General features: G+C 66.0%; 15 protein-coding genes. 5 read left to right on the forward strand and 10 right to left on the reverse strand.

The genetic code is table 11. The annotated features are described in order from the left end of the window. From B1A78_RS16815 to B1A78_RS16835, 5 genes are all read left to right on the forward strand, one after another. Window positions 1–215, forward strand: a 215-nt coding sequence (locus tag B1A78_RS16815) for a flagellar biosynthesis anti-sigma factor FlgM (protein ID WP_179102075.1), incomplete at its 5' end; no start/stop codon positions are given. Further along, a complete protein-coding gene (locus tag B1A78_RS16820) occupies window positions 212–517 on the forward strand; it encodes a hypothetical protein (RefSeq protein ID WP_077148070.1) in 306 nt (101 codons plus the stop codon). The genes B1A78_RS16815 and B1A78_RS16820, both read left to right, overlap by 4 nt. A gap of 81 nt (window positions 518–598) precedes the next feature. Beyond that, complete coding sequence (locus B1A78_RS16825) at window positions 599–1,423, forward strand: transglycosylase SLT domain-containing protein (protein ID WP_077148071.1); 825 nt, start codon at window positions 599–601, stop codon at window positions 1,421–1,423. Beyond that, window positions 1,420–3,543 carry a flagellar biosynthesis protein FlhA gene (gene flhA / locus B1A78_RS16830; RefSeq protein ID WP_077148072.1) on the forward strand — a complete coding sequence of 708 codons (2,124 nt, stop codon included), beginning with the start codon at window positions 1,420–1,422 and terminating at the stop codon, window positions 3,541–3,543. Before B1A78_RS16825 ends, flhA begins: the two co-directional genes overlap by 4 nt. Further along, a complete protein-coding gene (locus B1A78_RS16835) occupies window positions 3,533–4,279 on the forward strand; it encodes a sigma-70 family RNA polymerase sigma factor (protein ID WP_077148073.1) in 747 nt (248 codons plus the stop codon). The genes flhA and B1A78_RS16835 overlap by 11 nt, the downstream gene beginning before the upstream one ends. 336 nt (window positions 4,280–4,615) lie before the next feature. On the opposite strand, the gene B1A78_RS16840 is transcribed toward B1A78_RS16835, so the two are convergent. From B1A78_RS16840 to B1A78_RS16885, 10 genes are all read right to left on the reverse strand, one after another. Beyond that, a complete protein-coding gene (locus B1A78_RS16840) occupies window positions 4,616–5,260 on the reverse strand; it encodes an ankyrin repeat domain-containing protein (protein WP_077148074.1) in 645 nt (214 codons plus the stop codon). A gap of 56 nt (window positions 5,261–5,316) precedes the next feature. Beyond that, window positions 5,317–5,808, reverse strand: coding sequence for a winged helix DNA-binding protein (locus tag B1A78_RS16845; RefSeq protein WP_077148075.1), 492 nt, complete (start codon window positions 5,806–5,808; stop codon window positions 5,317–5,319). Window positions 5,809–5,832: 24 nt separating this feature from the next. Continuing rightward, entirely contained in the window at window positions 5,833–6,252 is a 420-nt protein-coding gene (locus tag B1A78_RS16850; protein WP_077148076.1) for a hypothetical protein, read from the reverse strand. 27 nt (window positions 6,253–6,279) lie between these two features. Continuing rightward, window positions 6,280–6,645 (reverse strand): hypothetical protein, encoded by a 366-nt coding sequence (locus B1A78_RS16855; RefSeq protein WP_077148077.1) that lies wholly within the window; start codon window positions 6,643–6,645, stop codon window positions 6,280–6,282. A 59-nt stretch (window positions 6,646–6,704) separates the two neighbouring features. Then, complete coding sequence (locus B1A78_RS16860; protein WP_083734256.1) at window positions 6,705–7,199, reverse strand: response regulator transcription factor; 495 nt, start codon at window positions 7,197–7,199, stop codon at window positions 6,705–6,707. A 168-nt stretch (window positions 7,200–7,367) separates the two neighbouring features. Then, a complete protein-coding gene (locus tag B1A78_RS16865) occupies window positions 7,368–8,333 on the reverse strand; it encodes an ROK family protein (protein ID WP_077148079.1) in 966 nt (321 codons plus the stop codon). Then, window positions 8,333–9,031, reverse strand: coding sequence for a FadR/GntR family transcriptional regulator (locus B1A78_RS16870; RefSeq protein WP_077148081.1), 699 nt, complete (start codon window positions 9,029–9,031; stop codon window positions 8,333–8,335). The genes B1A78_RS16865 and B1A78_RS16870 overlap by 1 nt, the downstream gene beginning before the upstream one ends. 5 nt (window positions 9,032–9,036) lie before the next feature. After that, window positions 9,037–9,792: an AraC family transcriptional regulator gene (locus B1A78_RS16875; RefSeq protein ID WP_144037873.1), complete on the reverse strand. Its 756-nt coding sequence runs from the start codon at window positions 9,790–9,792 to the stop codon at window positions 9,037–9,039. A 50-nt stretch (window positions 9,793–9,842) separates the two neighbouring features. Then, a complete protein-coding gene (locus B1A78_RS16880; protein ID WP_077148080.1) occupies window positions 9,843–11,141 on the reverse strand; it encodes an MFS transporter in 1,299 nt (432 codons plus the stop codon). Next, a partial coding sequence (locus B1A78_RS16885) for an FAD-binding oxidoreductase (RefSeq protein ID WP_372236897.1) occupies window positions 11,141–12,509 on the reverse strand: 1,369 nt, incomplete at its 5' end. The genes B1A78_RS16885 and B1A78_RS16880, both read right to left, overlap by 1 nt.

The following is a 12,509-nucleotide window of genomic DNA, read 5'->3' on the forward strand; positions in this document are numbered from 1 at the left end:
CGGCCACGCCTGCGCGGACGAAGCTCCCCAGCGAGCCCGTCGCGACCGCCAGCCTCATCAGCCTCGCCGCCGATATCGCGAGCCAGCCGGCGCCGGTCGACGGCGCGCGCGTCGCTGCGGATCGCAGCGCGATCGCCGACGGCAGCTATGTGCTCGACCCCGCCGCTACCGCGCGCGCCATGCTGCAGTTCCACGGACGCGGCGCCAGCGCATGACGGCCGAGATGGAAGAGGTGCAGGCCCAGCTCGACGCGCTCGTGGCGTCGCTCGACGGGCACGACGCCGGCGCGATCATCGCGGCGACCGAAGCGCTCGCCACCGCGGTGATCCTGTTCCGCAGCAGCAAGGTTCCGCCGGGCCGCGAGCAGCAGGCCCGGATGCTCGTCGACCTCGTGCTGCGCAAGCTCGAGGCCGCCGCGATCCGCGTCAACATCCTCAAGGACTGGACGCGTCAGAGGATTGACAGAAACCATCAGATCCGCGGCACAGCCCCACAAGGCATCGCGCTAAGCTATTAATAACAATATCGAAATGGCCATTTTCTCGTAAATGGCACGATGATTGCTTTTGGTCTGCTGAATGCAGCGGAACCAACAGCCATGACGACGATCAACAACAGCGCAGCCGGCATCGCCGCCTCCCCCGTGATGACGGCGGTGGCGGATGCGTCGGGTCGTACCGGGGTCGATTTCGACTATCTGGTCGACGTCGCGCGCGTCGAAAGCGGGTTCAACCCGACCGCGAAAGCTTCGACCTCGTCGGCGCGCGGCCTCTATCAGTTCACCAAATCGACCTGGCTCGCGACGCTCGACCGTCACGGCGCCGACCATGGCCTCGGCTGGGCGGCCAATGCGATCGGCCGCGACGCATCGGGCCGCCTCACCGTTACCGACCCGACATTGCGCCAGCAGATCTTCGACCTGCGCGACGACCCGGCGGCATCGGCGGCGATGGCCGCGGCCTTCACCTCGGACAATCGCGCCTATGTCGAAAGCCGGACCGGCCGCACCGCCGAGCCGGTCGACCTCTATCTCGCCCATTTCCTGGGGAGCGGCGGCGCGGTGAAATTCCTGAACGCCTGGGCGGCCGACCCCGACCAGGCCGCGGCGCCGATGATGCCCGACGCCGCCGGCGCCAACCGCTCGATCTTCTACGCCAGCGACGGCAGCATGCGCAGCCTCGGCGACATTCGCGAACGCTTCCGCGCCAAGCTCGAGCAGGGCGGCGAACCCGGCTTCCTGCCCGGCGGCGGCATGCCGTCCGCTAACCCCGGCTGGCGCATGCAGATGGCAAGCAGCAGCGGCACCCAGGGCGGACGCCCGCCGCTTCCGATGATGGATATTCAACCGATGCCCAAGAAACTCTCGATGGGCTTCGCCGCCCAGGCCTATCAGCGGCTCGCGTCGCTCGGCGGTAACGCATGAACCTGAGCTTCAACGCCCGCGACGCAGGCCGCTTCGCCGGCGCGGCCGCGCTGCCGATGGGGATGCTGATCCTCGTCGCGCTGATGGTGATCCCGGTTTCGCCGCTGATCCTCGACATCAGCTTCGTCGCCAACATCATGATCAGCCTCGCGGTGTTGATGGTCGCGCTGTCGGCCGCCAAGCCGCTCGATTTTTCCGCCTTTCCCACGGTCCTCCTGCTCACCACCCTGTTCCGCCTCGCACTCAACGTCGCCTCGACGCGCGTCGTGCTCGTCCACGGGCACGAGGGCACGCATGCCGCGGGGCATGTGATCGAGGCGTTCGGCCAGGTGCTGATCGGCGGCGACTATATCGTCGGGCTGTTCGTCTTCGTCGTGCTGATGATCATCAACATGGTCGTGATCACCAAGGGCGCGGGCCGCGTGTCCGAAGTGTCGGCGCGCTTCACCCTCGACGCCCTGCCCGGCAAGCAAATGGCGATCGACGCCGATTTGAACGCCGGCCTGCTCACCCCCGACGAAGCCAAGGCGCGGCGTCAGGAAGTCGCGACCGAAGCCGATTTCTACGGCTCGATGGACGGTGCATCGAAATTCGTGAAGGGCGACGCGGTCGCCGGCCTGCTGATCCTGTTCGTCAACATCGTCGGCGGCCTGATCCTCGGCGTGTTCAGCCACGGCCTCAGCTTCTCCGAAGCCGGCAGCACCTATGTCACGCTCGCGATCGGCGACGCGCTGGTCGCGCAGATCCCGGCGCTTTTGCTCTCGATCGCCGCCGCCGCGATCGTCACCCGCGTCACCTCGCCCATGAACCTGTCCGACCAGATCGGCAGCCAGTTCGCCTCGCCGCATATCTGGTTCGCGGTGGGCGGCGTGCTCTTCATACTCGGCCTCGTCCCCGCGATGCCGCAGATGCTGATCCTGCCCGCCGCAGCGCTGGCGCTCGCAATGGGCTGGCAGTTGCGCAAGGCGGCGGCCGCGGTGGCCGCCGCTCCCGAACCCGCTGCCCCCGCCGCCGACCCGCACCTGATCGACTGGGCCGACGTCAGCGACAGCAGCGCGGCGCAGCTCGAAATCGGCTATGCGCTGGTCAGCCTCGTCGACGAACGCAAGGGCGCGCCGCTGATGGGCCGGATCACCGGCATCCGCCGCCAGCTGTCGAAAGAACTCGGCTTCGTCATCCCCGCGGTAAAGGTCAGCGACGATCTGTCGCTGCCCGGCAACGTCTATCGCATCTCGGTGGCGGGCGTCATCGTCGGCGAGGACGAAGTCTTCCCCAATGAAATGCTCGCGCTCGATTCGGGCGACCTGATTACCAAGGTCAGCGGGCGCCCGTGCAAGGACCCGACCTTCGGACTCGATGCGCTGTGGATCCCCAAGAGCAGCCAGAATGACGCGATCGCGGCGGGCTATACCGTCGTCGACCCCGCGACCGTCGTCGCGACGCACCTCAACAACAGCATCGCCGCCTCGGCGTCGGACCTGTTCGGCATCGACGATGCCCAGGCGCTGATCGACAATCTCAAGCTCCATTATCCGCAGCTCACCGCCAGCCTGACCCCCACCGGCTATGCGCTCCCGCGCGTCGCCAGCTTGTGCAAGGCGCTGCTGATCGAACGCGTCCCGCTGCGCGACTTCCGCAAGATCGCCGAGGCGATGGTCGCTTTCGCCGGTCAGCAGCTCGGCGAGAACGAACTTATCGAGGCGGTGCGCCAGCGCATCGGCGCGCTGATCGTCCAGACGATCGTGCCGAGCCGCATGCCGCTCCCCGTCGTGACCTTCACGCCCGAGATCGAGATGCTGCTCAACCAGGCGGTCCGCGCCAATCCCGGTGCAGAATGGCCGTTCGAACATGGCATGGCGATGAAGATCGTCGAGCAGATCGGCCAGGCGGTCGAACCCCTGCTGCTGTCGACGCGCAGCTTCGCGCTGGTCGCCTCGCCGATCAGCCGCCCCGCGCTGTCGCGGCTCGTCCGTGCGACGTTCCCCGACGTCGCGGTCATCTCCTACCTCGAAATTCCCGCGAACAAGGCGACCGAGATCGTTGCGACGATCGGCGCCGAAATGCCGCGGCTTACCGACGAAAGCGCCGACCAGATGAAGGACCATCATCATGAAAATTGAGCGTGCCGAGCATTTCGCCGGCGCGGCGGCGCGCGCCGCATCGCCGCAGGGCTATGGCACCAGCGCGCAGGATCTGATCGACGAATATGCGCCGCTGGTCCGCAAAATCGCCTGGCAGGTCTTCTCGCGCCTGTCGCGGACGAGCGACCTCGACGATCTGGTCCAGGTCGGGCTGATCGCGCTGATCGAGGCGAGCCACCATTATGAAGAACGCGGCTTTGCCTTTGCCACCTATGCCTCGACGCGCATCCGCGGCGCGATGATCGACCAGTTGCGCCGCGAGGCCGATGTCGGGCGGTCGGCGATGGTCGCGAGCAAAAGGATCGCCAGCGTCCGCGCCGCGCTCGAACAGGCTCTGATGCGCGCGCCGACGACCGCCGAAATGGCCGAGGCCTTCGACATGTCGGCCGAGGAATATTTCGCGCTCGAACGCAGCGCGACGCATGGCCGCTCGACCTCGCTCGACGCGATGCTCGACGAAGGCAGCTTCCTCCTTGCCGACGAGAGCGAGGGCGCCGACGAGCGCTGCGAACAGGACGACCTGCTCGAAGCACTGGGCGCGTGCATCGGCAAGCTGCCCCAGCGCGAGCAGCTGGTGCTCCAGCTCTATTTCTTCGAGGAACTGAACCTGCAGGAAATCGGCCTGACGCTCGACGTCAGCGCCGCGCGCGTGTGCCAGATCAAGCGCGATGCGATGGCGAAGATCGACCGAATGCTGCGCGAGGTTACGGAGTAATGCCAAAACCCTCTCTCCTTGAGGGGAGCGCGCACAACCCTGAGCACGGCCAAGACCGCCCGTTCGCGGTCATCGCATCCGCATCGGCAATGAATGGCTGAAATGCGGTGAGGAACGGACATTCTTTCTCCCCTCCCGCAGGCGGGAGGGGTTGGGGGTGGGCCAGCAACGGTGCGATGCCCACCCCGCTGCGACTAGGAAACAAGTTTCCAAGTCTCGCTCCCCCTCCCGCTTGCGGGAGGGGAAATCAGATCAATCCTTACGCGACCGTAATCAGTCGCTTCCTGCCATCTCCGATCAGGGCATTCGATGACTGAAATGGGGCGGGAAACGGACCTAGCCGTCCATCCTTAATCGAACAGCCAATTGATCGTGACCACCGTAGTTGGCATAGTCCGCGGCGGTGAAGCCGCCGATGATCAAAGCGGCATTCGCGCCTAAGGCGAGCATCGTTTCGACCGCTTCATCATTTCCATCTCTGGCGGCAACCATCAAAGGTGTGACGTCATCTGCGGCAGCGTTAAGGTCCGCTCCAGCAGCAATCAGTTGGGACATCAATTCGACGTTCCCAGACTGAACCGCCAGAACGAGGCAATTGGCATCTTTAGCGGCTGTCAGAGCGTCGGGATCGGCACCCGCAGCTAATAGCGCTTGGACGATGGGGATTTGGTCTCCGACTTGGCCTCGCAGGCATGACCATAAGAGAGGCGTGTATCCCGCGTCGTCATGGTCATCTACCGACTGGCCGACATCAAGCAAGCGCTTCACCGCGTTGAGGTCAGCGTTGTATGCGGCTTCGTGTAGCGGTTTCATCGACGTTCGATTACCGCGCCTGACCAAGGTCAGCAATCGGTCGTATCCTGCCAATCCTCCCTGTCGCGCAGCGATGGGGAGGGGGACCGTTCGCGAAGCGAATGGTGGAGGGGCCGCAACGTCGCGTCCCTGCCCCTCCGTCAGCGCTTCGCGCTGCCACCTCCCCATGGCTTCGCCACAGGGAGGATTGATATCCGAAATCGATCGTCAGCGGCCCTGGCGGTTCAAGCTGCGTACCGCTGCCGGCCGCTCCATGCATGGCCCATTTTCTCGAAATAGCGCGTCATGCTGTCGACGCCATTGGGGGTCAGCCGCACGATCGAGCGGCGCCGGTCGCGTTCGTCGACGAAACGTTCGGCAAGGTCGAGCTGTTCGAGCAGCGCGATCATGCGCAGGCCCGACGACAGCGCCACGCCGGCGCCGGTCGCAAGGTCGCTCGCGCTGAGTTCGCGCCCGTTCGTGCGCGCCAGCATCAGGTCGAGCAGCATGTCCCAGGTCGCGCCGGTCAGCTGATTGCTGCCGAAATGCGACTTGCGCGTCCGCCGCATCTGCAGGCTGAAATTCAGCTGCTCGATCAGGCCGGGAACAGGCGCATCGATCCGGTCGGGCTGCGACGCCGCCGGGGCTTGCCCGCCCGTTCCCGTCGCCAGCATTTCCTGGATCTGGTCGATCCGCGATTTGATTTCCGCAATTTCTATATTCGAAAATTGCTGCATTGATTTGCGACCCCTGGGCCTCCGCTATGCGGCGGCCCTCACGTCACCCCTCTGTTCCGTCGACCCCGCCGCGTACATGATCACGAGCAGGATCGGGTAGGACACATATATCGAAAGCAGCGAATAGGGACGCGCCAATATCTCCGAAAACATCAGCTTCTGGAGATGCCCGAAAATCGCGATCAGCTGCCAGCCCGTGATCCAATAGGGCCAGAAACGCTCGGTTTTGAAGGCGATAATCCAGAAACTTATCAAGACCACGAGGTCGATGATGAAGATATTGATTTCGATATTTGTCCATTCCGGAACGGGTGACACCAATGTGGAGCAGACCGAAGCGATCAGGGCGGTGTAAGCCGCCCCGCGTTCAAGGGGACCGCCGCGCCTCATCGCGACGGCCACCGTGATCAGCAAGACGCTGTAATAGATCGCAACGGCCCACATGTGGCTTTCGTCAACCTTCCCGAGCTATCACGAAGCCTTGGCCAGCGGCATTTCCACGACCTCGGCGCTAACCCGGTTGTCGAGCGACGCTTCGGCGGGCTTCACGCCGGCACCGAACATGCGGGTGCCCAGGCCGACCTGCTTCTGCGTGACGGTGAGTGCGACATGCGCGTCGGTGAGCAGCTGGCGAACTTCACCGGCAGCGGCCAGCGCGTGCGCGACCTTGGCCATCGCTTCCTGGCCGACGATCGCCGACATGTTGGTGTCGCGGCGAACGGTGGGCAGCGTCGCGGCCAGATTGGCGATGCGGATCATGACTTCGTCGATGGCATCTTCGGCCTGGTGCAGTTCGGACGCGATCTTTTTTGCGCCGGAGAGTCTTTGGTTCAGCATTTTCTTGGTCCTTGAAAAAGAATGCTACCGGTTCCCCCCCGCAGCATTCGGCTCGAACGTCAGGTCAACCGACCAAGTCCGACAAGGATCGAGTAGAGAGCGGAGAAGGCCAAAATCGTCACGAAGGCGATCAAGATTGGCCAGACAATCCTTTCCAACAACCCATGCCGATTGACCGGCTGGGACTTGGTCGGGAATGGCAAACCGATGTTGAAGATTTGCCAAAACGAACCGTGCCCCGGTTCGCCTTCGTCGGCGGGGGCGGGATCGGAAAGGTTAACCGATTGATATGTCAAAGGCTGATAAGGGGTAACATCTTCGAAGACACCGTTACGAGCCAATATCGTTGCGGCCTCCACCCTGTTGGAAACGTTCAGTTTTTTCAGGGACCTTCGGACACGCTCGTCGACCGTATGCGGTGACACGTCCATCAGCCGGGCGATTTCCTTGGAATTTTTGTGCTCGAAAACATGCCGCAACGTTTCAATTTGCGCGGCAGACAGCAGGCTGAGGTAATTGTCGGGATCGCCTTGCATCGGTCGGGAATAGTACATCACGAATCCAAATCAAGCTGGCTAACCAAGTGCTAACGCTCGAAAGCGCCGCTGCGGCATCGATTGCGACGCCGCGCGGGCGCCCTGCCTGTCATCCAACCCGATGTAAAACCGCTTCATCATAGTCTCCGCTCGCTGTGTGCCCATCGACGGAAGCCGATCCCGATTTTATCTATCCCCCGCTGAATCACGAAGGGCCTTCGAACGCAAGCCCGTTGTGACACCGGGTGTCCCGGCTTGCGCCGCCCGCGCCGCGAGCAAGATCGCACCAAGCGGCCCTGCATCCTGCTTCAAAACGGGCAGGACCACGATACACGACAATGCCGTAACGTCATAATCGTCTATATAGGTCATTAACCTTTCGGCGGCGATTTGGGTTGCACGGGCCAGCAAATCGGGCTGGCCGAGCGCGACGCTGCCGCCGACGACGATGCGGTCGGGCGACAGGCTGAGCATCAGCGCGACGAAGAGTTCGGCCAGGTCCGACGCGACGGGTTCCCACGACGGATCGGCGGCATCGACGGTCGCCGGATCGCACCCGAACCGCGCGCGCAGCGCCGGCCCGCTGACCAGCCCCTCGACGCAGTCGCCATGGAACGAACAGGCCCCGGCAAAGCCGTCGCCGGGCGCACGGCGCAGACGCAGATGTCCGATTTCGGGGTGCAATCGTCCGACCACGGGTTGCCCGCCGACGATCACCCCGCCCCCGACGCCGGTGCCGATCGTCAGATAGACAATGGTCTTGCAGTCACGCCCCGCGCCGAGCGCCGCCTCGGCGATACCCGCACCATTGACGTCGGTATCGAGTCCGATCGGGCAGCCGAAGCGCGCCGCAAAGGCGCCGACGACGCGCGCGCCCGTCCAGCCGGGCTTGGTGGTGTGGAGCATGATGCCATGGTCGGGCGCGGCGGGGTCGACACGGATCGGGCCGAAGCTGGCGATGCCGATCGCCGCCAGCGGCGCCTCGGCGTCCCACGCCGCCAACAGGTCGACCGCGGCGCCGAGCGTTTCGTCGGGGGTGGTCGTCGCCACGCTGTGCTGTTCGACAATATCGAGTCCGTCGGCGAGCGTGACGATGACCTTCGTCCCGCCGATCTCGACCCCCGCGAAGCGCCCGGCGGGCGCGCCGGTCATCAGCCGGCGTCCCGCAACCGCTCGCCGATCGAATTGGCGAAATGCTGTTCCATCGCGACCCGCGCGCGCGCGGGCTCGCGCGCCGCGATCGCGTCGGCGACCTCGCGGTGCAGCGCCAGCGTCTCCTCGCGCTCCTCGGTCGTGGTGCGCTCCTGCCACGCGCGCGGGATGGCGAGCGCCATCAGTTCCTCGAACGAGCGCACGATCTGGTAAAAGAGCGGATTGCCGCTCGCCGCGGCGATCGTCTGGTGAAACGCGGTGTCGGCGGCGGTGCGCGCCGCCTCGTCATGGTCGACCGCGAGGCCGTGCGCCGCGGTCAGGATCGCACGCGCCTGCTCCTCGCTGCGGTTGAGCGCGGCGAGCTCGGCAGTGCGCAGTTCGAGCGTGCGGCGGACGTCCCACACATCGGCGAGGCTGACCTGCGCGGTGTTGACCGCATGTCCCATCGACGCCGCCATCACCGACCCGTCGATCGCGCCGACGCGCGGGCGGCGGCCGTTGCCGACGTCGACGAGCCGCAGCGCCGCGAGCGCGCCGAACGCCTCGCGCATCACCGGGCGGCTCACCCCCATCTGCGTCGCGAAACTCCCCTCGCCCGGCAGCGTGTCGCCGACCTTGAGGTCGTGGGTGCGGATATGGTCGCGCACATGCTCCATCGCGCGCTCGACCAGCGAGCCGCGCGTCGCGGCGTCGATCATCGCGCTCACGCCGCCACCCCGACGCGGCGCATCGCGGTCGGCGCCATGCCGAAGCGGCGCGAGAAAGCGCGGGTGAAGCTCGCATTGTTGAGATAGCCGCAGCGATAGCCGATGCTCGCCACCGGCAGGTCGCTCGCCGCGAGCATCTGCCGCGCCTGGCGCAGCCGCCTCTCGCTCAGCGCCTCGGCGACCGTGCAATGATACAGCTCGCGAAACCCGCGCGTCAGCTTGTCGCGGTTGATCCCGCAACTGCGCGCGATGTCGTCGAGGGTGAGTTTCTCGTGCCAGCGCTCGTCGACGATGCGCCGCGCCGCGGCGATGCGTGCAATGTCGCTTTCGCACAGGCTCGGCTGGCCGTCGACCGGCACCATGCGCCCGGCCGCAAGCGCGGCGAAAAACTGGCAGAGCAGTTCGATCGAGCGCGCGAGGCGCAGCGTGTCGACCGCGGGCGCATCGCTTTCGGGGGCAAGGATCGACTGGCCGAGCGCGCGCAGGTCCGAAGGCAGGTACCATCGCGCCGCAGGATCGGGCAATTCGCCGAACAGGCGGCGGCACGCCCCGCGCGACACCGCGAACACCAGCAGATGATCGTCGGCGACGCTTTCGAGATCGCGAAAGCTGAGCGTCGTCACCACCGGCTCCTGGATCCCGCCGAAGCCGAGGATCAGCGCGTCGGGCGGAAGCAGCCGCCGGTCGCAGCCCCCCTCCCCGACAAAGCTCGTCATCTCATGCGAAACGATAACCGGATGCTTGCTGGCCATGGCTTTTCTCCCACAACCGCCGTACACCTATCTTACAGCTTTGGCAAGACCTATCTGACAGGTTCGGGCGCGCGGCGCATCGCGAGCCAGAAGGCGCCGAACGACAGCGCGCTGACCACCACCCCGACGAGCGCGAGCGCCTCGGCCAGCATCGCCTCGCCGCCCATCATCGCGCTGACGCGGGTGACGATCCACGGCGCAAGCCCGAAACCGATCAGCCCCGCAACCGCGATGAACGCGCCGATGCACAGCCCACGCAATTCATTGGGGATATAGACGGTGAGCGCGACCGAGACGACGAGTCCCGTCACCGCGCCGGCGGCCGAGATGATCCCGAGCATGATCGCCACCCCGGTAACGCTGGGCATGATCGGGAAAAGCGCGGCGGGCACGCCGATCCCCGCCGCGATCACCGCGCCAAGCAACAGCCCGCCGCGCCGCCCGCTCTTCTGGCCCCAGTCGGCCGACAGCCCGCCGACGATCGCGCCGAGCACCCCGGTGCCGAACAGCAAAGCGCCGACCCAGCCCGAAAAATCCTGCGGCTGCAGCCCGAAATCGCGCGACAGCACCGGCGCGATCCACACGGTGGCGGCGACATCGGCCATCACCACCGCCACCTGCCCCGCGAACAGCGGGATCAGGAAGGACCGCCGCGCCCAGAGTTCGCGCGCGACGACCCTGAACGGCGCATCGGGGCTCGCCTCGACCTCGCGCCGCTCGGGTTCGCGCAGGAAGAGCAAAGGCACCAGCAACAGCGCGCTGATCACCGCGAGCGCGACATGCGCGCTGCGCCATGGCGCCATGCCCTCGAACCATCCGGGCCCGGTGAAATCGGTGAAGAAGCCGAAGAGCCAGCCGGTCAGCGCAAAGCCGAGCGCGACGCCGAGTGCCTTGCCCAGATTGACGATCAGCATCGCCCGGCCGCGCTGGTCGGCGGCGCAATAATCGGCGCAGAGCGACAGCGCGGCGGTCAGCGACCCCGTCGAACCGATGCCGGTGAGCATCCGCGCCGCGGTGAGCAGCGCCGCATTCGGCGCAAAGGCGGTGAGCAATGTGCCAAGCGTCCACAAGATGCCGAGCCCGATCGTCAGCCGCACGCGGTTCTTGCGGTCGACGAGGATGCCGACCGGGATCGAGAAGAGCACCATTGGCACCGCCGCGCCGAGCCCCTGGATCAGCGCGAGATGATCGTCGCTGAGGCCCATTTCGGCCTTGGCGGCCTCCTGGATCGTCCCGAAGCTGCCGAGTGCGGTGAACGCCACCGTCGTCACCAGCGCGAGCAGCAGCAGCGGCGTCGCCGCGGCGGAAAGGCGCGTCGGCGCGGCGAGCGGTTCGGCCTGGCTCGCCATCACAGCGCGAAGATCTTGCCGGGGTTGAGCAAATTCTGCGGGTCGAAGGCGCGCTTGATCAGCTTCATCTGCCCCACCGCTTCGCCCAGTTCGGCGACCAGCCAGTCCTGCTTGCCGATGCCGATGCCATGTTCGCCGGTGCAGGTGCCGTCCATCGCGAGCGCGCGCTCGACGAGCCGTGCGTTGATCGCCTCGACCTCCTTCATCTCCTCGGGCGCGTTCGGGTCGATCGAGAAGACGACATGGAAATTGCCGTCGCCGACATGGCCCAGGATCGTCGCCGGGATCGTCGATGCCTCGAGGTCGGTATAGGTCTCGCCGATACATTCGGCGAGCCGGCTCATCGGGACACACACGTCGGTCGCCCAGCCGATCGCCCCCGCACGCATGTTGACCGCCGCATAATACGCCTCATGTCTGGCGCGCCAAAGCTTCGTCCGCTCCTCGGGCAGGTTCGACCAGGCGAAGTCGCTGCCACCATTGGCTTCGGCGAGCATCTTCACCGTCTCGACCTGTTCGGCGACATTGGCGGCGCTGCCGTGGAATTCGAAGAAAAGCGTCGGCGCCTCGGGATAATCGAGCTTCGACCAGCGGTTGACCGCCGCCATTTGTTTCTTGTCGAGGATCTCGACACGCGCCAGCGGCACCGCGCACTGGATTGCCTGGACGACGGTGTCGACCGCGCCGGGCAGCGCGTCGAAACTGCACACCGCCGCCGAAATCGTGTCGGGCACCGGGTGGAGGCGCAACGTCACTTCGGTGATGATGCCGAGCGTGCCCTCGGACCCGACATAGAGGCGGGTGAGGTCATAGCCCGCCGCCGACTTGCGCGCGCGGCGCGCGGTGCGGATCACCTTGCCCTGCGGCGTCACGACCTCGAGGCTGAGCACCGCATCCTTCATCGTGCCGTAGCGCACCGCATTGGTACCCGAAGCGCGGGTCGAGGCCATGCCGCCGATCGTCGCATTGGCGCCGGGGTCGATCGGGAAGAACAGCCCCTGGTCGCGCAGATGGACGTTGAGTTCCTCGCGGCGCACGCCGGGCTGGACGATGCAGTCGAAATCCTCGGCATGCACCGCGACCACCTTGTCCATCCGGCTCATGTCGAGCGAGATGCCGCCATGGATCGGCAGCGCATTGCCCTCGATCGAGGTGCCCGCACCGAAGGGGACGATCGGCACATCGGCCGCCGAACAGAGCGTCACCAGCGCGACGACCTCGTCGGTCGACTGCGCAAAGACCACGGCGTCGGGCAGCACGGGCGCGAAGTGCGACTCGCTTGCGCCATGCTGCCCGAGCACCGCCTGGCCGCGCTCGAAACGGTCCCCGAACCGTTGTTCGAGCGCCCCGACCAGATCGGCGGGGAGC

It is taken from the genome of Sphingopyxis sp. KK2 (genome assembly GCF_001990265.1).
Taxonomy (GTDB): Bacteria; Pseudomonadota; Alphaproteobacteria; order Sphingomonadales; family Sphingomonadaceae; genus Sphingopyxis.

What these genes read in the sequence shown, in the direction of transcription:
- flhA (WP_077148072.1), top strand. Translation starts at nt 1,420, where the DNA reads ATGAACCTGAGCTTCAACGCCCGCGACGCAGGCCGCTTCGCCGGCGCG.
- B1A78_RS16880 (WP_077148080.1), bottom strand. Translation starts at nt 11,141, where the DNA reads ATGGCGAGCCAGGCCGAACCGCTCGCCGCGCCGACGCGCCTTTCCGCC.
- B1A78_RS16825 (WP_077148071.1), top strand. Translation starts at nt 599, where the DNA reads ATGACGACGATCAACAACAGCGCAGCCGGCATCGCCGCCTCCCCCGTG.
- B1A78_RS16835 (WP_077148073.1), top strand. Translation starts at nt 3,533, where the DNA reads ATGAAAATTGAGCGTGCCGAGCATTTCGCCGGCGCGGCGGCGCGCGCC.
- B1A78_RS16875 (WP_144037873.1), bottom strand. Translation starts at nt 9,792, where the DNA reads ATGGCCAGCAAGCATCCGGTTATCGTTTCGCATGAGATGACGAGCTTT.
- B1A78_RS16865 (WP_077148079.1), bottom strand. Translation starts at nt 8,333, where the DNA reads ATGACCGGCGCGCCCGCCGGGCGCTTCGCGGGGGTCGAGATCGGCGGG.
- B1A78_RS16850 (WP_077148076.1), bottom strand. Translation starts at nt 6,252, where the DNA reads ATGTGGGCCGTTGCGATCTATTACAGCGTCTTGCTGATCACGGTGGCC.
- B1A78_RS16840 (WP_077148074.1), bottom strand. Translation starts at nt 5,260, where the DNA reads ATGGGGAGGTGGCAGCGCGAAGCGCTGACGGAGGGGCAGGGACGCGAC.
- B1A78_RS16845 (WP_077148075.1), bottom strand. Translation starts at nt 5,808, where the DNA reads ATGCAGCAATTTTCGAATATAGAAATTGCGGAAATCAAATCGCGGATC.
- B1A78_RS16870 (WP_077148081.1), bottom strand. Translation starts at nt 9,031, where the DNA reads ATGATCGACGCCGCGACGCGCGGCTCGCTGGTCGAGCGCGCGATGGAG.
- B1A78_RS16860 (WP_083734256.1), bottom strand. Translation starts at nt 7,199, where the DNA reads ATGTACTATTCCCGACCGATGCAAGGCGATCCCGACAATTACCTCAGC.
- B1A78_RS16820 (WP_077148070.1), top strand. Translation starts at nt 212, where the DNA reads ATGACGGCCGAGATGGAAGAGGTGCAGGCCCAGCTCGACGCGCTCGTG.
- B1A78_RS16855 (WP_077148077.1), bottom strand. Translation starts at nt 6,645, where the DNA reads ATGCTGAACCAAAGACTCTCCGGCGCAAAAAAGATCGCGTCCGAACTG.